At 67.6% G+C, this 21668-nt stretch carries 13 protein-coding genes; 12 read left to right on the top strand and 1 reads right to left on the bottom strand.

Features of this window, described 5'->3' with window-relative positions:
• Positions 1 to 35 precede the first annotated feature (35 nt).
• The 5 genes from F4558_RS14155 to F4558_RS14135 are packed head-to-tail and all read left to right on the top strand — an operon-like array spanning position 36 to position 8426.
• Entirely contained in the window at positions 36 to 1142 is a 1107-nt protein-coding gene (locus tag F4558_RS14155) for a hypothetical protein (RefSeq protein ID WP_167944562.1), read from the top strand.
• The gene (locus tag F4558_RS14150; protein ID WP_167944560.1) at positions 1139 to 2623 is read left to right on the top strand and encodes a hypothetical protein; all 1485 of its coding nucleotides are present in this window, start codon (positions 1139 to 1141) and stop codon (positions 2621 to 2623) included. The genes F4558_RS14155 and F4558_RS14150 overlap by 4 nt, the downstream gene beginning before the upstream one ends.
• Complete coding sequence (locus tag F4558_RS14145) at positions 2620 to 3930, top strand: AAA domain-containing protein (RefSeq protein ID WP_209273291.1); 1311 nt, start codon at positions 2620 to 2622, stop codon at positions 3928 to 3930. The genes F4558_RS14150 and F4558_RS14145 overlap by 4 nt, the downstream gene beginning before the upstream one ends.
• A 22-nt stretch (positions 3931 to 3952) precedes the next feature.
• The gene (locus tag F4558_RS14140; protein ID WP_167944556.1) at positions 3953 to 5107 is read left to right on the top strand and encodes an exonuclease SbcCD subunit D; all 1155 of its coding nucleotides are present in this window, start codon (positions 3953 to 3955) and stop codon (positions 5105 to 5107) included.
• A gap of 31 nt (positions 5108 to 5138) precedes the next feature.
• A complete protein-coding gene (locus F4558_RS14135; RefSeq protein WP_209273290.1) occupies positions 5139 to 8426 on the top strand; it encodes an AAA family ATPase in 3288 nt (1095 codons plus the stop codon).
• A 557-nt stretch (positions 8427 to 8983) separates the two neighbouring features.
• Here the strand turns inward: F4558_RS14135 and F4558_RS14130 are convergent.
• Positions 8984 to 10111 carry a hypothetical protein gene (locus F4558_RS14130; RefSeq protein ID WP_167944538.1) on the bottom strand — a complete coding sequence of 376 codons (1128 nt, stop codon included), beginning with the start codon at positions 10109 to 10111 and terminating at the stop codon, positions 8984 to 8986.
• A 628-nt stretch (positions 10112 to 10739) separates the two neighbouring features.
• On the opposite strand from F4558_RS14130, the gene F4558_RS14125 reads away from it, so the two are divergent.
• The 7 genes from F4558_RS14125 (at position 10740) to F4558_RS14095 (ending at position 21462) form a co-directional block, all read left to right on the top strand.
• Positions 10740 to 11687, top strand: coding sequence for a hypothetical protein (locus F4558_RS14125; protein ID WP_245241326.1), 948 nt, complete (start codon positions 10740 to 10742; stop codon positions 11685 to 11687).
• The gene (locus tag F4558_RS14120) at positions 11684 to 12223 is read left to right on the top strand and encodes a hypothetical protein (RefSeq protein ID WP_167944535.1); all 540 of its coding nucleotides are present in this window, start codon (positions 11684 to 11686) and stop codon (positions 12221 to 12223) included. The genes F4558_RS14125 and F4558_RS14120 overlap by 4 nt, the downstream gene beginning before the upstream one ends.
• The gene (locus F4558_RS14115; RefSeq protein WP_167944533.1) at positions 12220 to 12873 is read left to right on the top strand and encodes a hypothetical protein; all 654 of its coding nucleotides are present in this window, start codon (positions 12220 to 12222) and stop codon (positions 12871 to 12873) included. The genes F4558_RS14120 and F4558_RS14115 overlap by 4 nt, the downstream gene beginning before the upstream one ends.
• Positions 12870 to 15959: a coiled-coil domain-containing protein gene (locus tag F4558_RS14110; protein ID WP_245241325.1), complete on the top strand. Its 3090-nt coding sequence runs from the start codon at positions 12870 to 12872 to the stop codon at positions 15957 to 15959. The genes F4558_RS14115 and F4558_RS14110 overlap by 4 nt, the downstream gene beginning before the upstream one ends.
• Positions 15956 to 17248 (top strand): DUF2399 domain-containing protein, encoded by a 1293-nt coding sequence (locus F4558_RS14105; RefSeq protein WP_167944531.1) that lies wholly within the window; start codon positions 15956 to 15958, stop codon positions 17246 to 17248. The genes F4558_RS14110 and F4558_RS14105 overlap by 4 nt, the downstream gene beginning before the upstream one ends.
• 473 nt (positions 17249 to 17721) lie before the next feature.
• Positions 17722 to 18360, top strand: a complete 639-nt coding sequence (locus F4558_RS14100) for a hypothetical protein (protein WP_209273289.1) — start codon at positions 17722 to 17724, stop codon at positions 18358 to 18360.
• 66 nt (positions 18361 to 18426) lie between these two features.
• Positions 18427 to 21462 carry a TIR domain-containing protein gene (locus tag F4558_RS14095; RefSeq protein WP_167944529.1) on the top strand — a complete coding sequence of 1012 codons (3036 nt, stop codon included), beginning with the start codon at positions 18427 to 18429 and terminating at the stop codon, positions 21460 to 21462.
• Positions 21463 to 21668: the final 206 nt, after the last annotated feature.

The raw sequence follows: 21668 nt of genomic DNA, 5'->3' as shown, positions 1-21668 counted from the left end.
TTGGTAGCACTTCGTCTTCCGCGAAGGACGACTCGATGAACAACGACACCCAGGACCGGCTGCGCCGTATCCGCGGCGCCGGTACTGCGAAACGCCACAATGCCCGTACGGTCGCCGCGCTGACCGGTAACCCCGGATGCGCACGCCGCGCCGTCCTCGACGCCGCCGGCGTCGACAAGGACGCCTTGGCGCGCCACGTCGGATACCCGGCGAAGTTCGGCCAGTCCCAGTTCGCGATCACCCGCGGCAACGCCTTCGAGGCTCAAATTAAGGCGAACGGATACGCCGAACTGCTCCGCCTGCTGCGCGAGACCTTAGGCCTCGAGATCCGGGAAGTCGGAAGCACCGACCTGGGGGACGTCGGTGGCAACACCGGGCAGGAGGTCCGGCACGCCCGGTCGCGACAGAAGCTCACCAGCGCCGCGGCCGACCCGAATGCTGCCGCCACATTTTACGACCACCCACTCCTGCGCCTTGACGTCGGCGGGAACGACGTCTACCTCGAACCTGACCTGGTCGCCTTCCACCACCAAGGTGTTTTTCACGTGGTCGAGATCAAGTCCTTCGCGGTGATCGACGATCAGGCCGATGCCCGGAAGGTCGCCGCTGCGGCCACGCAGTCCGCCGTCTACGTGCTTGCCCTTCGGCGGCTGCTCGGCGACGACAAGGTCGCCGACGAGGTCGTGCTGATTTGCCCGAAGGACTTCTCGAACCAGCCGGTGGCCACCAAGGTCGACGTCCGAAAGCAGCTCATTGTGCTAAACCATCAGCTGTCTCGGCTCACTCGCATCGAGAGCCTGGTCGCGGCGTTGCCGCCGACCCTGACGCTCGACCTCGCGCCGGACGACGACGGCAAACCGAGCCGCCCGGCTGCCGACGTGATATCCGCACTCGGCGAGATCGAGGCGCGTTATGCACCCGACTGCCTCGCCAAGTGCGAAATGGCCTTTTTCTGCCGGCACGAGGCTACTGGCTGCACCGCAGCCCTGGGACTTAGCGTGCGCGAGGAACTCGGCGGTGTGGAGACCGTCGCCGAGGCACTCGGCCTGGCCGACGCCACCCTGGTGGCAAGCGACGACCAGGCCGAGGCGGCGGCGATGCTCCGCACAACCGCCAAGATCTTCGGCTCGGTGGCGGCATGAGCGCCATCTCCTCGTACGCCAAAGCGCTGGCCGTGGCCGCTGGCAGGGCCGTCCCGATCGCAACACGCCGCCATGTCCACCTGTCCGACCGGCCGTTGGTGTTAGTCCCGCTGGCGCTCGCGGGCGAGGCAAATGCGCCGCTGGCCGCGATGATCGGCACTGACCAGCACGACCCGACCCTGTTGGTAGTGCCCCAGCCGCGGAACCGCGACCTCCGCTTCAACTTCGCCGCCTCGTTGGCCGATGTCGTACTAGCCTATGTGCGCTCCTGCACTGCGAAGTTCGAGGTGGTCGGCTCGAACAATGTGTTCCTAGATGCTCCCCAATTGCTGGTTCCGAACGCGACCGGCCTCGGTTTCGTCAAGCTGCTCGGCCGATCCACCCGCTTCCGTCGCACCAACGGGCCGTCCCCGGTGGCGCACGGGGTGCCGCTGTTGGGCCGGTGGCTGACCTACCTCGGTGAGCGATCCGAGCACGCCGGCTCCTCGGCCATGCTCGCGATGACTCAGACCCTGAGCCTGCATTGGGCCAGCGGGCAGAGCGCTGTGGAGGACGCGAACCTGGCCGCACTGCTCGGCTGGATCGACCCGCCCGAGGGAGTCTCCGGGCCGGAGGCCGCGCATGCGGCCGAGGATCCACTCGTCTGGCCGCCAGCCGGCCCGTCAACCGACCCCGCCTTCGACAACGAGGTGCTGGCGCCCGCCATCCGGGCGTATGAGAGCGCCGCGCCCGACAGCCCGAAACGGCTGCGCGCGGTGGAAATCCTCGAGCGTGAGCTTCGTGGCCAGTTGGAGCCAACCTGGCGGTTGATGTGGCGCGCGATCGAGGTTCTTCGGAAGCTGCCGGCCGCAGAAACGGTCGAGACCCGCTGGACGGCGGACCGCCGGGATTTCAGCCGCTACCACGACTACCTCACCACCGATGGCCGTCCGCAGGCCCGTCGGGACGGTGCGGTGGCCGCGGCTCGTCGACTCCAGTCCCTCGAGCGGGAGCAGACGACCTACGACGCCAGCCGGGCCTTGGACGATCCGTTCGTCATGGCGGGCTACCGGGTCAACGGCGAGGCGTTCCAGGGGACCGTCGTGTCAGTCGACCGCGATCGGCGCATCTTAAGTGAGAAGGGCCGCCGGGTCACCCGACCGCTGATCGTGGTCAGCACCGACGACCCTGTACATCTGCCGGTCGGCAAGGCGTTGCGGGCGCCGGAGCGCATGAAACAGAACGCCCGCATCACCGAAATCGCGCGATCGGCCGACGGTGTGCTGGTCAGCCTCGAGCTCGACGGAGGCATGGGCCGGGCGGCGACGCCGGCGTCAGGCAGCGTGCCCGATGTCGGCGACGAGATCACCTACACCAGCGTCTACCCGGACGCGATCCGCACACCCGACCTGCCGCCGACCGACCAAACACCGTGGACCCACGGCGGACCACCGCGACCGTACGTACCGACCGATGACGACGCCCAGGAGCCATGGGAATGACCATCGACCCAGCAGCCGAAGCCGAACGCGTCATCGCCGCGATCCTCGCCGACTTCCGATCCCGTCAGCACCGCGGCGTGGTCGTCGATTCCCCACCCGGGGCGGGAAAGTCAACCCTCGTGGTCCGGACCGCGGCCGCGCTCGCCTCGGCCGGCGAGCGGCTGATAATTGTCGCCCAAACCAATGAGCAGGTCGACGACCTGACCACCAACCTCTCCGCCGCCCTGCCGACCGGTCTCATGATCGGACGGCTGGCAAGTTCCACATACGGGCGGCCAGCGCGCCTCGCGGCCCTGACCAACGTGCTGGTCGACAAAGATCTCGGCAACCTGCTGAGCTGTGAGATCGTCATCGCGACGGCCGCCCGCTGGGCCTACGTGAAGGACCGCTCCTGGCCGTGGGCGATTGTCGACGAGGCCTACCAGATGCGTTCGGACTCCCTGCTCGCCATTGCCCCGCGGTTCGAGCGGGCCCTGTTCGTCGGCGACCCGGGCCAACTGGATCCATTCTCCGTGGTCGAGAACGACCGCTGGCGCGGGCTCAGCTGGGACCCGATGCAGAGCGCGGTGGCCGGGCTGCTGCGCACTAACCCCGACCTGCCGGTTCATCGGCTGCCCGTCTCGTGGCGCCTGCCCGCGAGCGCCGAAGGGGTCGTGGCTAGCGCCTTCTACCCGTACACGGGGTTTCGGACCGGTGCCGAACCAGGAGACCGTGAACTCACCTTCGGCACCCGCGCCTTCGGGCGCTCTCCCCTGGACGCCCTGCTGGCCGAGGCGGCGACCACCGGCTGGGGCTTCTACGAACTGCCCGCGCGACACACCCCCAGGACAGACGCCGAAGCGATTTCCACGGTCGCCGACGTAGTTCGGAGATTTCTCGAACGCGGAGCGAACGCGCGGTCGGGGAACGACTCTAGGCCGATCACCTCGCAGCGAATCGCGGTCGGCACCGCGCATCGCGACCAAGCGGCCGCCCTTCGCGAAGCGCTGTCCGACCTGCCGGACGTCACGGTCGACACGGCGAATCGCCTGCAGGGCCGAGAGTATGACCTGACCGTGGTACTGCATCCGTTGTCGGGACGACGCGACGCCACAGCGTTCCATCTCGAGGCCGGACGCCTGTGCGTACTCGCCTCCCGCCATCGACAGGCCTGCGTCGTCGTCGGGCGGGCCGGCATCCGGGAACTGCTCGACGCGCACCCATCCAGCGAGCCAGTTCACCTACACGAACCGGTGAAATTCCCAGACGGATGGGCGGCCAACCAGACCGTCATGAATCACCTGTACGCGCACCGCGTCGCGGCCTGACATCTCTTGAAAGGAGCCGGACATGAGGTTCCTGCATACCTCCGACTGGCACATCGGCAAGACCCTGAAGGGCCACAACCGCCTCGCCGAGCAGCGCGCGGTAATGGAGGAGATCATCGGCGTCGTCCGGCAGTACGAGGTGGACGCCGTCCTCATCGCGGGCGACATCTACGACTCGGCGGCACCGTCGGCCGAGGCCCAGCAACTCCTCGTCCGGACCTTGCTCGAGATCCGCAACTCCGGAGCGCCGGTGATCGCCATCGCCGGCAACCATGACCACGCTCCGACCTTCGACGCCTACCGACCGCTGATGAACGAGGTCGGCATCCACCTCGTCGGCACCCCCGCGGCCGGCTCGGACGGAGCGATTGAGATAACCGCCCGCTCGACCGGCGAGTCCGCGATAATCGCGACGTTGCCCTTCGTCTCCCAACGCACCGTCATCCGCGCAGCCGAGCTCATCGCCAACACGCCCGTAATGAACTCCATTAGCTACGCCCAGCGCGTCGAAGACATGCTGACGGTCTTAGCCCGGGACTTCCGGCCGGATGCCGTCAACATCCTGATGGCACACCTCACCGTGACCGGAGGCAAGTTCGGCGGCGGCGAGCGCGACGCACAATCGATCTTCGAATATCACGTGCCGGCTATCGCGTTCCCGGCCCAGACGCAGTACGTGGCGCTTGGGCATCTGCATCGCCGGCAGGCGATCGGCGCGCCGTGCCCGGTCCACTACAGCGGCTCGCCGATCTCGATCGACTTCGGAGAGCAAGACAATGAGAGCGTCGTGTGCCTGGTGGAGGCGACACCGTCGACGCCGGCGGCCGTCACCGACATCCCGATCAAAAGCGGCCGCCGGTTGATGACGCTCCGTGGCACACTCGCCGAGATTGAGAGCCAGGCGCGTTGCGCCGGCAATGCGTTCCTCCGCGTTCAGCTCAAGGAGCCGGCGCGTGCCGGCCTGCTCGAGGAGGTTCGCGACCTCCTGCCCAACGCCCTCGACATCCGCATCGATCCGGCCTTCGCCGCCCCGAACGCCACCACCCGGCCGGCGAGCAGCGGCATCGAGCGCACCCCGACGGAACTGTTCGCCGAATACTGCGGCACCAAGAACATCGACGACCCACGGCTGGCGGCACTCTTCGCACGCCTGCACGACGCAACCTCCGAGTCATAAGGGGCAAGCTATGCGGCCAGTGCTTCTGGAGATGACCGGCTTCGGATCGTTCCGTGAGCCGGCGACGGTCGACTTCACCGACGCGAACTTCTTCGCCCTCATCGGCCCAACCGGCGCCGGCAAATCAACCGTCATCGACGCGATGACCTTCGCACTGTACGGATCGGTGCCGCGCTGGGACGACCGGCGAACCGTCTCGCTGGCGCTGTCACCCGCGGTGAATAGGGGAGTCGTGCGCCTGGTCTTCGACGTGGGTGCCAGCCGGTACGTCGCCGCGCGCGAACTGCGGCGAACCCGCATGGGCGTCGGCATCCACAACGGCCGACTCGAGCGGTTGATCGATCCCACCCGGCTCGGGTCCACCGATGACGAGACCGAGTTGATCGCGGCCGACGGCAAGGTAAACGCCGCCGTCGAAGAACTCCTCGGGCTGTCGTTCGACCACTTCTGCTCCTGCGTCGTCCTGCCCCAAGGCGACTTCGCCGAGTTCCTCCACGCCAAGCCAGCCGACCGCCAAAAGATCCTCACACGCCTGCTCGGAATCGGCCTGTACGAAACCATCGGACAGCGCGCCAACGCCGAAGCAGCCGAGGCCAAGCAGCGAATCGGTTTCCTCGATGAGCAGATTGGCCGCCTCGCCACCGTCACGCCGGAGGCCGTGGGCGAGGCGAACCAACGAGTCCAGCACCTCACCACCCTGAAAAACCAGGTCGTCACGGTCCTGTCCGAACTGGCGACCGCTACAGCAGCGCTCGACGAAGCGCGGCGAAACACCGGACGGATCCGCGAGGAGACGCAAATACTCGGCGGCGTCGCACTCCCGTCCGACCTTGAGATACGCGCCGAGCGGCTGGCCGAAGCGACAGGCACCGCAGATCGGGCCACCGAGGCCTTCGCCGTAGCCGAGAAGGCTGACGACATCGCGAGGGCGACCTTCGAGACGGCGGCCGCGGAACGGGGTTTCCTCGAGCACGCGAAGCGCAACCACGCCGAGCGCTCACAACTCGAGCAACAGCTACCCGACGCGGAGAACGATCGCGCGGAGGCGGCTAAGACACTCGCCGCAGTCACCGCTGAACGCGATTCGGCGATACAGACGGCAGCCGCTGCCCAAGCGGCGTCAGAGACCGCGAAGACGGCGGCAAAGGCCGCGCGGGAACGCGTCGAAACGGCCCGGTCCCAGTACCAGAAGCTCAGCAGGCTGTCCGTCCCGACCGGAATAGATGAAATCCAGGAACGCGAGGCCTCCGCCAAAAGTGCGCTGGCGGCCGGCGGCCGACGCCTCGCCGAGGCGGAGAAGGCGGAATCTGACGCGCGGCGCGATGTTGAGGCGGCACCCACCCGTGGCGAACTGGACCAGGCCAAACACCACCACGCCGAGTTGACCAAGCTCGCGGCCGCGGAACCAGACCTGATAACCCACGTCGACCGCGCGCGAGCGGAGGTCACCGCGAGGCAGGCCGCACTCGACGAAGCGATCCGGACCGTTGATCAGGCTCGGCTGACCCGCAATGAAGCCGGGCGCGCCGAAGCCGCGTCAGTACTTCGGCCGTACCTCTTGGCCGGCGAGCCGTGCCCGGTCTGCGAACATCCGGTGGAGGAGCTGCCGGCACCCCTCGAACATGAGACCGTCGCCGCGACCGACAAGGCACTGGCAATCGCCGAACGGCACCGCGACACCGCAGCTCGGCAACACACTGCCGCTCTGGCACAGGGGCAGAAAGCCACCGACGCGCTTGCCGCAGCACAGGAAAGGACAGCCGAGCTCAGGCGAGCGCTCACCGGCAAATGGGCGGACGAGAGCGCCGTTGACGGCGAGCTGAGTCGTCTGGACGGCCTGAACGCCAGACTCAAAAATGCCGGCGTAACGCTCCGCGAGGCTCGAGCCGCTCACGAAACGGCCAGCCATGCGGTAGCGGCGCTTGCGAAGACGTACGCGGAGGCGCGGACAGCACTGACCGCCGCTCGGGATCCACTTGTCCCGCTCGGCGCGCCGTCCGTGGACGGCCTCGACCTAGCGGACGCCTGGCACACCTTGGCGAGCTGGTCCAGCCAAAAGGCCGAAGCCGACGCCAAACTCCTCCAACAAGCCGAAGCCGCGGCGCGCCAAGCCGACGCCGAGTCGTCGTCCATGGCGGGGCGTCTGAAGCAAGCGCACGGGGAGGTCGAACGCCTCGATACGGCGAGGGTAGCCGCGGAGCGTTCGGATCGAGAAACCGAACTGGCGCTTCGCACGAAGAATGACCGCCTGAGGACTCTGGCGGAAGCCCTGACCGCGGCGTCGAGCAGTGGGGAGGTTGCGGCCGAGCTGGCTCGGATCGACCAGCTAGAGGCGGAAGCCAAGGTCGCACAAGGGGAACTGAAGAAGGCCCGTGCCGGCCGCGACTCGGCCAATCAAGCGCTCACCTCCTTGAAAGCTCAGGAGCAGACGGCCTGGAAGGAACTTCGAGCGGCACGGGACTTGCTCGTTCCACTCGGGGCCCCGCCGGTTCAGGAGGAGGACCTGCGCACCGCCTGGGCCGAGCTCGTCGGCTGGGCCGAGCAGGAAGTCGGCAGGCGAGAGGTGACGTTCGCGACCGCCCGGGCTGCTCTTGCGGCGGCGGAGCACCACCGTGGCGAGAAGGAGCTGGCGCTTGGTCAGGCCCTCGGGCAGGCCGGAATCGCCGTCTCTCCTGCCTCCGCGGCGGACACGGTCTCCGCCGCCGTCGTTGCCGAGCTTGAGCGGGCGCGCGCCCACGTCCAAAGCCTCGAGGCGCAATTGTCGCAGCTGGCCGACCTGCGCTCCAGCCGGGAGAAGTCGCACGAGGAGCATGCCGTCGCCAGCACGCTGGGCGGCCTACTGCGGTCGAACGAGTTTCCCCGCTGGCTCGTGGCATCGGCTCTTGACGTCTTGGTCCAGGACGCCTCGGCGAGCCTCGCCGAACTGTCCGGTGGCCAGTTCAACCTCGCGCATGAGAACGGCGAGTTCGTGGTGATCGACCACAACAACGCCGACCTGCCTCGGCCAGTGAAAACCCTCTCCGGTGGCGAGACGTTTCAGGCGAGCTTGGCGCTGGCACTCGCCCTCTCGGCGCAGATCACCACGTTGGCCGCGGCCGGCTCCGCCCGGCTGGACTCGATCTTCCTGGACGAGGGGTTCGGAACACTCGACGAGGTGACCCTGGAGACAGTCGCCAGCACGCTGGAGAATCTCGCCAGCCAGGGCAATCGCATGGTCGGAGTAGTCACCCACGTGAGCGTCCTGGCCGACCGTGTCCCCGTGAAGTTCCGAGTAAGCCGCGATCAGTTCGGGTCAGCCATCATGAAGGACAACATCTGAATCAATCTTCGACCTTCTGATAATCGGTCGCCGCAGCGGTGTGAGCCGCATGCTAGGGGAGGGAACGTGCAGGACGCATTGCCAGGCGGGTCTTCGTTCAACGATGAGGATCGACGGTTTGACGTCGGTGTGACTGACTCGCGGCGGGCGATGGCGTACTTGGTGGCGCCTGGATCGGATGAATACATCCGAATCATGACCGAGGAGTCTGGAGCCCTGGAACCGGCAGCTATCGAAGTCGCAGGTCTCGGAGATGGCATGACCAGTTGAGCGCGTCTGCAAGGCGCCGCGCCTCGGGCATCGTCCGCGCTCCAGCGACCGCTGAGAACGTCGTCGAGGTCGATGGGGCACTGACCGAAGACCTGCCGATCCTGAACGCCTCCGAAGCTCTACTGCTCGCCCCGGGTCACGTGCTGGGGCCCTGACGGCCGGCGCGTCCTAAGTGATTCTCGGTCGACTCACCAACCCCGGCACGCCCGAGGCCGCTTCCGCGCCGAACGCCATCGACACGGTCATTAGTGAGTGCTCCGAGGGGCCGCGGTGATCGGCGGGACCGGCTACGCCTCCGGATCGGCTATGCCTCCGGGTTGGGCCCTGCTCGTGTTAAGCCGCTCGGGCCACGGGGCGACATGACAGTTGCCGGTGAGCACGCCGTTGACCGTCCAAGACTTGGTGACGTTCTCCAGGCAGCAGTACACCGGCTCGGCGAGGCCGGTCTTCTCGACCGCCACGACGGTGTCGCTTTCGAGTACGAAGCGCACCGGCTTGGCCTCGAACCGCTCGCGCTTTTCCAAGGTCAAAAGGTCGCGCGGGTCCATGCAGAACCGGCGCAGGCTTAGCCGGTAGAGCGGTGCCCGCTCGTCCGGCTTGAACGGGTTGTCCTGACGGTGCATTATGGCGACGCTCGTGATGACGCCTGCCTTGAGGAAGCCGGCGCGGGCGTCAGTTAGGACCGATTCGTTCTTGTTGAACAGCGTCACGACGCCCCGCTTGTCGACGTGCCCGTCGGCGGCGAGCCAGCCGGCCATGAAGCCGCGCCAAAACGATGCGGACTCCTCGATCGAAGGGAACTCGCGCTTCCAGGCCCGCGGCAGCCGGCCCACGTAGCCGACGCCGTCACCGTGAACCTGCACCCGGTGGCCGAACTTCTCGAAGATGGACAGCAACTCGCGCTTCTCATCGGCGTAGATCCGGATGTGCGCCTTGCCCGGCTCGCCGGTCGGAGTGTCGCCGGTGGTACCGCCGTCGCCATAGATGATGCCCCGCATGACGCCAACCCAGTAGTCGCCGTCCTCGGCCGGGCGCGGGGCCGCCATGACGGGGACCTTCTCGCCAACCAGGTCGAGGGTAGCCAACTTGGTGCGGCTGCGGACGGTGTACCAGAGGTGCTCCGCGGTCGAGATCACCTCACGGCCCGACTCGAACTTGACGCGGTAGGTGTCCTGCTCGCCGGCGCAGATGACCCTTGCAGGTCGCCAGGTACCGATCGACCTCCACTTGCGCTCGGCATAGTTGCAGGTGTCGGACATCGACAGCACCGCAACGTTCTGGCCGGCCAGGTCCTTGATCTCGCGCTCGCCTTCGCGGGTCGCGACCTTGGAACTGCCGACCACGGGATTAGACAGGAACCCGAGGCCCTTGACTCCGGTTTTCCACGAATGCCCGCCACCGGGGATGATCTTCATGCGAAGCATATAAACATAACGATGCTCGTACCCTCAGATCCACATGGGGGTCTGTCAAACGTTCGTTTTGTAGTCCCGGCGGAAGGCGGTAGGGCCCACGCGGAGCCGTTGGGCGGGCGGGGGGCGCCGGTAGGGGATGGGCAGAGTGCCAAGAAGTGGATGCCGCCCCGCTCGGCGCAGCTGCACGGGAAGGCTGAGAGCATCGCTATTGAGCCGCCCATGGCTATCCGTCACCGGGCGGCTCGAGGGCGAGGCGTCGTCCGATGATCTTGTCGTCGAAGGCCGGATGAACATCCGACAGCTTCGGCGTACGTAGGTTCTCCTGCTTGCTGGCTTACCGCGATATTGTCGACCTCCTATGAGCGATGCAGCGGCCTTGACGTTCGATGACTACGCTGCCGAATCGGCTGTTCTCGGGATCTACCGGCAGGTCTTCGCGGTGTTGGCGCGGAACGCCAATGCGATGGTGGATGACGCGGACTCGGTCGGAGTCGACGAGTCGATCTTGCAGGCGTTCGCTGACGCGGGGCCGGCCGGGATGACGATCGAACAGGCCGTGCTTGCATGTCCGGCGGTGCCGGCGGATGTGGTCCGGCGCCGGTTCGAGGTGCTGCGGTCGTACCGTGCGGTGACCCGGGTCAACGAGCGGCCGCACGAGATGTTCTACCAGGCGACGTTCGCGCCGTATGTGATGTTGCTTTTTCTGCGCCGGTTGTCGCAGACCGGGGGCCAGGCGGAGCTGCACCGGATGTTGTCGATGGCCCGGCTGGCGCTGGACGACGATGACACGACCCTGGAGGTGGTGCGCGAGCAGTTGCTGGAGATGACGACGGTTTTCCGGCTGCTGGCGAATCCGATCATGCAGTTGGCGAAGTCGGCGACGGTCGAGTCCTTGCGGACGCAGGCGCAGCCGCTGCTGGGTAACAGCGACCTGCTCGACAAGGCGCGGGTGTATCACAACGCGGCCGCGGACCGGCATCCGCAGTTGTTGCCGGAGTGCACGCAGCTCCGGATGGCGCTGGCGGCCTATCGCGACGCGTTGAACACCGCGGCCGGGCGGCTGCTGGCGCACGCTGGTAAGACGCGTGCACTGGGGTTGCTGCCGACCGAGCGGTGGCGCACCTTCGCGCGTGACAGCAGCACCGCGGGACTGGCCCGGGCCCTGGACGGTTTGCTGTTCGACGCGCCAGAGCCGTTTTTCACCGCCGACGATCTGCTGGACGCCGTGGAGGAAGGGCTGCAATCCGACACTGGCCGGGTGCCGCCGCCGCGACCGCGTGTCGACGACGAGCCTCCGCCGACGGAAGTCGACGTTGACCCGGAGGCGACGCTGCTGGCTCAGCGCGCGGAGGAGTTGCTTGCCGGGCGGGACGTGGTCACGGTGGCGCAGCTTCTCGCCGACGCGGGTGACTGGCCGACCGGTCGGCGAGTGTTGTCGGAGGTCACCGCGATCCATCTACGCCCGGAGCTGCCGTACATGGTGACCTGGGGTGATGGGTGGCGTGTCGATGTGACGTCCACGCGGACGTGGGTCTCCGACGGCTGGTTCCGCCGGGACCAGCAGGAGGCGGCGTGAACGAGCGTGATGCGGCCCTGTGGTGGGCGCGGATCCGGTCCGGCGGTCCGCAGCAGGTCTCCGCTGGCGGACCGACACCGGCCGGGCTGCGCCGTCTGGTGGAGGCTGACGCCCAGGCGGTATGGCTGATCCCGAACGTGCCTGACAGCGCGGGACCGGCTGTTCTGATCGAGTACGGGGTGCCGCGCACCTCGATGATGGACAGCAAGGGAACTCTGCGAGTACTGGCCGCGACTTTGCGGTGTTGCTGGCCCGATCCCGCGACGGATCCATGGCCCGGGCTGCCGGCTTCGACGACTCATGTCGGTCAGGTGTTGCAACGGCTGGTGCCGGGCCGTAACAAGGTGAGTCGTCAGCAACTGCTGTCCGCAGGGCTCCGGCGCCTATCGGTACCCGGTTGGGTCCTGCTGGAGGGAACGGACACGGTGCGGATCGGTCCGCGGATCGCGTCCTTCGGGTCGCTGGAGCTGAGCACTCTTCGGGAGCTGTGGCGGTTGATCCCCGACACCGCTGAGGACAGCTCGGAGGGGTCGTGAACCGCCCGAATTCGATCTTCGAAGAGGTGCTCGGGACGTTGCCCGATCGGCAGCGGGAGCTGGTCGAAGCCGCGTACGCGCTGCTGGAGCATGGCAGCGGTCCGGTTCATCGACAGTTCCTGCCCGCGCTGAGCGATGCGACGAGCCGCGAACGGCTGGAAGAGCTACTTCGCCGAACCGGCCGGACACTGGTGACGGTCGACCAGTTGCACTTCACGTCCGGGTTCGACGACGCCGTACGGACTGAGCTCACCGAGACGGGGTGGCAGCCGCTGTCGCTCGCCGACCGGGCCGTTCTGGTTCTGGTGCTGGTCCACTCGGTGGCGATTCCGCGCAGCGAGGAGCAGATCGCCGCGGACTCCTGGGAGAGCCCGTTCCCAACCAGGTTGCAGGACGTCACCCGTGACAGCAAGGTGCCGGTCGGCGAGGTCAGAGCGGCCCTGGGCCGGTTGACCGCATGTGGGCTGCTCCGAACGGTTCGCGGCGGCGACCACGACAGCGGATACGTCCCGGGCCCACAGTTGTCACGGCTGACGCCGGCCGCCCGCGAGCAGTTGCAGGACCAGTTGATTCTCGCCGCGGCACCCGACCATCCGCTGGCCGCAGCGATCCGGGAACGCCGGCACAACCGCGTGGGAGGGCAGCGTTGACGTCTGTAGCCGTGCCGTCGGACGGAGTCGTCGAGGACATCGTCGGAGCGCGCGTCCTCGCTGGCATCCAGATGGTCAACATCTCGCGGCTGTCGACTCACCCGGTGCCGATCACCGCTCGTGGACTGATCACCGTGGCAGGACAGGGGCCCTCGGATTCCAACGGTGCCGGCAAGTCGTCGTTCATCGCCGGACTGAGCCTGCTGCACGCCGACGAGCAGTGGCGGTTGCAGTCTGGGGCGCAGGCAGCGGCCGAGTTGCTGTTCACCGCCGAGCTCGCCGGCCAGGAGGCGATGCACGCCAACGCCGACCGGGGCTACCTGATCGGCGTGTTCGTGCCGCCGCAGGCCACCACGGCGGAGGAGCTGGATGCGTCGGCGTTGACGGTGTGGCTGCGGATCAACCGGCAGAGTCCGCACGTGGAGTTGCGGTGGGCCCATCGGCTGCACGTGCCGTTCGGTGACACGGAGGACGAGCGGGCCGGCGGCGCCGACGGCTTGTGGGACGCGCTGCCGCGCAGCAACGGCCGCACCGACATCCGCGCCAACCGGCTCGCCCGCACCCTGTACGGCTCGACGGTCAGGTGCGTGTCCTTCCTGTCGACCTCGGTACGGGCCAGCCCGACCGCGAACCTGCTCGCCCAGCCGCTCAACGAGCTGACCCCGGAACGGATCTTCGAGGCCATCGGTGCGCTGACCGGCCTGACCGCCGAGATCGAACAGGAACAGAAGTCCCGGGCCGAGGAGTACGAACATGCCGGGCGGGCCGCGCGGGCCGAGGAGGAGTACGAGCTGTGGGACGACCGGATGAAGGTGGTGGAGGACGGCATCGCCTCACGGGAGCGTGCCCGGACGTTGCTGGCCGAGGCGCGTGACAGCTGGCGAAGCCGTTGCGCCCGGCACCTGGTCGACGGCTTCCACGAATCCGAGCGGATCACCGTGGACATCGAGGCGAAGGAGCGTCGGCGCGAGGAACTGGACGCGCAGATCGGAACAGCCGGTGAGAAGGTCAGTCGGCTGTCCGACGACAAGGCGTTCGACGAGAGCTGCCGAACCCGGATCAAGACGTACGAGGATCAGAAGGCCGTCGAGAGCGCGCTGAAGGTCGAGCAGAATCAGAACGTCGGCTCGATCGAAACCCTCGGTGGACAGCTGCGGACCCTTCAAGCCGTCGCGGCCGTCGCTGACGGGCGCACCGTTGAACAGGCCGAGGAGGAGATCGCCGAAGCCGAGAGGATGGTCCAGGCAGCGGAGCGGATCAAAGGCCGTACCGAGCACGCGCTGCGGGTTGCCAAGTCGGCGCTGTCGGCGGCCGAGAAGGGCGAGGATGTCGCGGTCGCCCAGGTCCGGCTGCTACGGGCGAACGACATCACCGCTGCGCCGCTGGTCGACACGATCTCCTTAACCGAACAGCAGCGGCCCGTTTGGGAAGCTCGGCTGCTGCCCTATCGGCACGCGGTCGCCGTCGCTCATCACCAAGCGCAAGAAGCCGTCCAACTACTGGCCGCGTTACCTGGAAGCTTGCTGGTCGAGGCAGACCCGGCCGACCACCTGCTCGGGCCAGGCCTGCCGTCCGCCGCGAATCCCGACCTACCGGTGGGTCGATTCCTAGCGGCGTTGGCAGAGCGAGCCGGTGCTCCCGGGCATATCGATCCTGTGGCTGGTGTGCACGGGATCGCCGGTCTCCCGGAGGCCCTGACCGGTCGTGCTGGCCGAATCCGAGCCGCCCAGGATCAACTGGCGAGAGCCGCCGGCGAGGACGACGACGCTGACGAGGGGATCCGTGAGGCCGAACGGACCAAGAGCCGCGCCGACACACACCTGCGTGGCGCGAAAGCCGAGGCCGATGCTGGTGCGGTTCGCGACAAGGTGACCAAGCTCCGTAATCGCAACTCCGCCATTGAAGTGGAGCTGAGCAAACTCGACGGACCGTTGCGGCAGGCGAAGATCGGCTACGAGGCCGCTCTCGGTGAGAAAGCCGCCCGGGCCCAGCAGATCGACACGGCGAACCGCACTCTGGCCACCCTGAAGAAGGAACTCGAAGAGAACCGCACACAGTGGACCGCACTGCTCCAGCAGCGTACAGATCTCGATCTTCCCCGCCTGAACGCTCAATGGACCGGAACGGTGGGTACCGCCGAGCAGCACCTGCTCACGCTCGACGAGAGCGAGGCGATGCGGCCGCCGGCGGAGTGGGACGAGGTGTGCGCGCGGCTGGCAAACGAGGTGCGCGCCGCGTGCTTTCCGCCCGGTGACCCGGAGCAGAACCGGCCGGAGGAACTGCGCGTCGTCGACGAGCAACGCGCCGACCGGCGCACCGGAGGTGCATATGTGCGGCTGATCCCCGATGTGTTGCGGATCGTTGGGAACTTCCTGACCGATCATGAGCGTGTCGACCGGGAGAACGCCTCCCAGATCCAGCGGGAGCGGCAGGCGAAGACGATCACCCTGACTGGAGCGAAGGCCGCGCTCGACGAGGCTCGGCGAACGTCGGAGGCGTTGCGGTCGACTACCGCCAAAGCGATCAAGGCGAAGCTGCGGCAGGTATCCGACGAGTTCGACCGGCTCGACCAGACCTACGGCGGCTACGGCGGCAACCTCGACTTCCCGGAACCGGAGGCCCCCGCCGACCCGGAGAAGCCGTGGCAGTGGACGATCACCCCACGTTGGCGGCGCGGCGAGGGCAAGCCGCCGTCGTCGTACCGGCTGCGCGGCAACACCGCCCAGATGGACGACAAAGCCGTGAAGCTCGTCTGCGCGGCGGCACTCGCTGGCGCCCAGGACCGGCCGCTGCTGTTGGTCCTCGACGAACTCGGCCGCAACCTCGGCGCGGCACACCGCCGTGACGCCGTCGCCCTGTTCGAGAACATCGGCCGCGACCGGGCGATCAGCGTCGTCGGCGCCCTGCAGGACGACATGGAGAGGTACGCGATCGGCGCGTCCAGCCTCTACATCAAGCTGCGCCGCCCGTCCGACGTCATGCCGTACAACCAGGCACCGATCGTCATCGGCAGCGAAGCCGACACCGCCCGGGTGCAACTGCTCTCCGACTGGATGACCTCGTTCCGGCCGGAGCCGCAGACATGACCGACACCGACGGCACCACTGACGGGGAGCCGGATCCCGAGATCACCCTGAGCTGGATCCGCGACTATCCGGGCCTGGTCGCCTACGCACCACTGCCTCCCAGCGGCCGCTACCCCCGCGACAGCCGAGGCCGACCGAGACCGCGCTCGGCCCGGCTCCGCACCGCAGAACCGAGCGAGGCCCCCCGCCGACCGGAGGGCCTGCTCAGCGACAGCGACTGGAGCTGGGTCATCCGCAGCGAGCACAGCTGGGCCGGTGTCAGCAGCAGGTTAGGCACCGACGCGCTGCGCATCATGCTGGAACTCGCCGAATCCGGCTGCGTCACGATCGGCTACACCCTCAACGGCAACGCCCTGGCCCAGCCGCCACGCCGGGTGTACCCGCACCCCGACCTCACGGCAGCCGAGCAAAAGCGCCGAAGCCGCCGTCGCGACGACACCAGCACCCTTCGCGCCAGGGCGGAGCAGATCGCGTCGGCGCTCGCCGACGACTGGCCGGATGCCAGCCGGGCACTCCGTGATACCGATCATCCCGACCGGTTGCTGTGGGCGGTGCGCGCCGCCACCGACCTGGCCGAGGGCCGCAGCCACGATTCGCTTCGCGCCTTCGTGCAGAGTCACGCCAAGGACACGAAAGCCCGCGACGACGTGAACCATCTGCTCGCCTCGATGGGCTTCGACCACGAGACACTCATCGCACTCGGCGTGGCCCGCAACCCGTACATCGGGTGCGGCGGCCCGATCCTGCTGCACACGACCGACGGCTCCATCCTCGACCTGTCGGCGATGCCCGGGCCGCACGACATCCGGCTGAGCCCTCACATGCTGCCGCGACTGACCGTCACCGGGCCGGGCGATGTCCTGCTGGTCGTGGAGAACCGGCAGGCGGCCGAAACGGTCTGTGACACCCGGGCCGACCTGCCGGTCATCTGGTGCCACGGGCAGCCGCCCGACGCCGTCGTGTCGATGATCGTCCAGGCGACGCAGCAGACCTCCGCGGTCGTCATTTGCGCGGACGCCGACCTCGGCGGCGTCCGCATCACCGCCCGCATCCACGACAACCTGCCACCGGATACCACCATCCACGTCGTAGACGTCGGCACCGTGCCGCACGACGAAGGCCGGCCCTTCAACACCCACAGCCGCAGCCGCCTCCAGCAGCTCGCACAACGCCCGGATGAGGTCGGTGCCTTCGCGCAACGCTGCCTGCACCGGGGCTACGCGATCGAGCAAGAAGCCACTGCACGGGCCGCCCTTCAGGCTGTCTTGAATAGCCACCCACCTGCGTAAACTCTTCGACCAGATATGCCTCCGCGTCGGCCGTAGAGTGGAGATGGCGAATTCCACCGGAGCAGAGCCGCGAGACGTTTCAGAGCGCCGCCCGCCCTGAGTTGGGCAGCGGCAGCAAGCCACCGAGAGCCAGAAAGACTAATCGCACGTCGGCACGACAGGCACTGCGCCTGGCAGGGGTCAACGCGCGGACAGCGGCACAAAAGTAAATCGATCTTGAGTGGCGGTCCAGGACCTGGCATCTACGGCGAACCTGCTCGCCGTGACGTCGCTCTATTTTTTTGGCAGAAGTCGATGCCAGTCGCCAGCGGTACAAATGGACTATTCCTACACGGTTCGATCTGCTGGAGCGATTTCCCCACCGGCAGCGACGTGCATCTCGTCGGCGTGTGGACCCAGCCGCCGGACCGCGCCACCCTCGCGCATCCCCCGCTCGCCCCGGTCTGGTCGCTCCTTGGTCGGATCGACAGGCGGTGAAGCGGCGATTGACCGGCGATTCGCCGTTCGGCGACGATCAAGTCATGGCCGCCGCCGCGATACAGAGCATCGAACCAGCCGTCATTACCGCCTCGGCGAGTGTCGTGATCGCGGTGATCGTCTTCGTCGCGAACCAGCTCGCGTCTGTGCGCAACGACCGGCGCAAAGCGCGCCTGAGCCGGGTCGGCGATCAATTGCGCGAGCTGTACGGGCCGCTGCACGCACTCGTGTCGGTGAACGAGCACCTGTGGCGCACCATGCGAACATCACACCTGCCGGAGCGGGAAAAGCGGCACGCCAGCGCGATGACGGTCGACGAGTCCGAAGAGTGGATCCGTTGGCTCCAGCAAGGGTTGATGCCGGCGAACAAGCAGATGCGTGACCTGATCGTCAAGCACGCCGACCTGATCGCCGAGGATGACATGCCCGTACCGTTACATGACTTCTGCGCGCACGTGGCGTCGTATGAGGTGCATCTGGCCCGGCCGGCGGGGTCGCTGCCGCGGCAGGCGTTGATCGCGCACCCGGGCGAGCCGTTCGTTACGTACGTGCGGGACGGCTTCGCGACGCTCAAGAAGGAGCAGGCTCGCCTGCTCGGCGGCAAGGCCGGCGGGACCACGCCATCGGTGTCTTGACCCTGCCATGGTCGCACTGCGAGACTGCCTGAGCACAGGAAGTGATTCCGGCGTGGGGAGGTCGCCGTGTCCCCACCGGTCGACCACCTGAAGGTCTTCGTCTCATTCTCCAGCGGCGACGGCAAGCCGCACGCCGTCCGGCTGGCGCATTGGCTGCGCACCACGATGAACGCGAGCCCGTTCCTCTTCACTGAGCGGCCGCCGGGCGAGCACTTTCCCACCGTCATTCAGCGGGCGATCCGCGAGTGCAACGTCCTGCTCGCTTTGATGACTCCGGGCTATGCGGCGGATACCAGCGTCGTCTGCGCGCAGGAGGTCGGCAAGGCCCGGGAGCTGGACCGGCCGGTCATCCCCCTGCGGATGACGCCGAAGGCGGAGACGCCGTTGCAACTGAGTCAGATCACTCGGCTCGACCTCTTCACACCGCGCGCACCCGACTGGGCCGCTCTGCGCAAGCGGCTGCTGCAGCTCTCATCGCCGGAGTATCAGCGCACCCGGCTTCTGAGGGAACGCGAACTCTGGGCGCGGCACCACCCCGGCGACGACGAGTTCTTCGATCTCGCCGACCGGCAGATCGCCGACGAGCAGCGCCGTCTCGAGCTCGACGCCGACGACGACGCCGAACTCGAGACCGAGCTGGCCGTCCAACGCGCGGTCCGGCGCCGGCCACGCAGCACATCTGGACCGGGCACCCGCTTCCTGAGCAGGCCGCCGGCCGTGCCGCCGACCGAGTTCCAAGATCGCGTGACCGAGCGTGCCGCCCTGCTGGACGCCGTCCGAGACGCCAAGAGCCCGCTCGTCGTCCTGCTCACAGGTGAGGCCGGCAGCGGCAAGACGGCGATGCTGTCCAAGCTGGCGGACGCTCTGGACGGTTCGAACGACGAGGTGCGTTGGTTCGCCTACCTGCCGGCGTTCGGTCAGCTGGAGGTGTCGCCCGCGACGGTGCTGGGTGCGCTCGCCCGGATGGCTGACGACGACCGTGAGGACGGCCGCTGTCAGGAGATGCTGCGGGACGGTGACGTCAGCTGGCGCAGCGCGGCCAGCGAGATTCTGGACCGCCTCCGGCCCGGCCGCGTGGTGCTGGCACTCGATAACGTGGAGCGGATCGTCGACACGGAGGGACGGCTGACCGACACCGAGCTCGGACGACTCATCGAGACGATCCACCGCCGCGAACAGCAGTCCATCGTCCTGGTGCTCGCCTCGTCGTCGCCGATCGAGCTGCCGCTCCGGCGGTCGTCGGCCACCCGGATTGAGCTCGGTGCCGGCCTGGACGACAGCTTCGGCGCGGAACTCCTCAGGGCGATGGACGCGCGGGACCGCCGCGGGCTCGGCACCGCCACGAACGCCGATCGCCGATTCCTCTCCCACCTCGCGCAGGGTCACCCACGCACGCTGGAGCTCGTGACCGCCCTGCTGCACAGTGATGCCCGTTGCACGGTCACGACGCTGATCGAGTCGCTGGAGACCGAGCTGGGCGACGCGACGCCCGCGGCGTACCTGATGGACCGGATCCTCGACGTCCTGCCGGACCTGGACCGCTCGGTCCTTACCGCGCTGGCCGTCTTCGGCCAGCCGGTCCCCGCGGTGGCGGTTGACTTCCTGCTCGGCCCTTATCGTCCCAAGGTCCGCAGCGCCAGCACCTTGCAGCTGCTCAGTGCGCGACGCGTCATCCGTGCCGACGGCGACCGGTACTTCATCCCATCCGCGGACGACGCCGCTATCGTGCTGGGCGGCGTTCCGGCCGGGGACATTGACGATTACGACGAGGAGTCGTTCCACTGGACTTTGCTCGATCTCAGCGTCTGGGCAGCCGAGTATCAAATCTCGGTGGCGCGGGAGGATCCGCAGCGCGTCGAGGACCTTGGACCGCAGTTCAGCGAGGTCGAGCTGCGGATCCAGGCCGGTGACCTGAGCGGCGCGGTGCAGTCGGTCGAGGCCATGGACGACGGATGGCTCTTCGGATGGGGGCAAACCTACCTGCTCGCACCGTGGCTGCGCCGACTAGAAGGAGAGTTCACCAAGCCCGAGATGCAGGTGCCAGTGCTGTCCATGCTGGCTAACGGACACCTTCAGCTGGGCGAGTTCGCCGAGGCGGCGAGCCGCATCGGCACCGCGGCCGAGTTGGTGCAGTCGTTGCCGGTCGATCGCGTCGTCGAGTTCCACCTCCAGGCCGGCAGCGTCAACTATCAGTACAAGAGAGTTGAGGCGGCCGCCGGTCACTATGCCGACGCGTTTGCCCACACCACCCGCGACGACCAATGGCACGAGGCTGTCAAGGCGCGGTCGGGACTCGCCATCTGCGCCACTCGCACGGGAGACCTGCCGGGTGCCGAAAGTCACATCCGGGCTGCCCGCGACCTGCTGATCAAGCACCATGACAACAAGTCCCTGATGTCCGGGGAGCTGTGGCTGAACGAGGCTTGGCTGCGGGGATTCGAGGGCGACACCGACGCCGCCGAGAGCTGCTACATGGCCGCCCGGAAGATCAGCCGCGACCGGCGGCATCGCGACACGACTCTGGAAGGTTGGACCTATTGCGCCCAGTCCGCCCGAGACCTTGACCTTCGCCGATTCGACGACGCTCACATTGCAGCCCAGCGGGCGATCGACTGCGCGGCGCTGCGCAACGACAATCGCGTGCTGCGTGAGGCGAAAAACCGCATCGTTCTCGCGCTGCTCTGCCGCAACGAGTTGGCACCCGCCCTCGAGGAGGCGCGCTTCGCCACCACGGTCGAGCAGCGGCACACCGGGCTGCCGGCGTTCACGCTGCGGGGACTGGTCGAGTACCGCCTGGGTGACCCGAACGCCGGCGCCAGCTTTGACAAGGCCTATCGGTTGGCGGACGACTACCTGCGCCTTGAGAAGCAGAGCTTCGAGGTCTACGACCTCCTCGGCGTCGTGCTGCTGGTGCGCGCGATTGACGATCCGCTCACCTACGAGGAACGCATGATCGAGGCCTTCCAGAACGCGCGTCGCCTGACCGGCGCATCCGGGGCGGTGGGCCGGGTGCAGCTCCTGATCGACCAGGTTGCGTCGGTGTTGTCGTCGCCGGTGGTGGATCGCGCCAGGGCAGCGGCCGCCTCACTTCTTGCCGACTGAGGTGCCCTTCTTCTTGCGGCTCCGTAGTCGCTTGCGCAACTTCTTGATCGTTTTGGGCAGGCGGACCTTGGATTTCGGCGGGATGTTGGTCTCGTCGGTCATCGGCCCACCTCCGACCCGACGGTAAACAGGCGGTTCGCATGCGGTCCATGACGCATCGGCACCGTGCCGGGCCGGCCGTGGCAGGGCCTGACGCCAGATCAGGC

Source organism: Micromonospora profundi (genome assembly GCF_011927785.1).
In the GTDB taxonomy this organism is placed as follows: domain Bacteria; phylum Actinomycetota; class Actinomycetes; order Mycobacteriales; family Micromonosporaceae; genus Micromonospora; species Micromonospora profundi.
This window is presented reverse-complemented; position numbering and strand designations above follow the sequence as displayed.

What these genes read in the sequence shown, in the direction of transcription:
- F4558_RS14155 (WP_167944562.1), top strand. Translation starts at nt 36, where the DNA reads ATGAACAACGACACCCAGGACCGGCTGCGCCGTATCCGCGGCGCCGGT.
- F4558_RS14150 (WP_167944560.1), top strand. Translation starts at nt 1,139, where the DNA reads ATGAGCGCCATCTCCTCGTACGCCAAAGCGCTGGCCGTGGCCGCTGGC.
- F4558_RS14145 (WP_209273291.1), top strand. Translation starts at nt 2,620, where the DNA reads ATGACCATCGACCCAGCAGCCGAAGCCGAACGCGTCATCGCCGCGATC.
- F4558_RS14140 (WP_167944556.1), top strand. Translation starts at nt 3,953, where the DNA reads ATGAGGTTCCTGCATACCTCCGACTGGCACATCGGCAAGACCCTGAAG.
- F4558_RS14135 (WP_209273290.1), top strand. Translation starts at nt 5,139, where the DNA reads ATGACCGGCTTCGGATCGTTCCGTGAGCCGGCGACGGTCGACTTCACC.
- F4558_RS14130 (WP_167944538.1), bottom strand. Translation starts at nt 10,111, where the DNA reads ATGAAGATCATCCCCGGTGGCGGGCATTCGTGGAAAACCGGAGTCAAG.
- F4558_RS14105 (WP_167944531.1), top strand. Translation starts at nt 15,956, where the DNA reads ATGACCGACACCGACGGCACCACTGACGGGGAGCCGGATCCCGAGATC.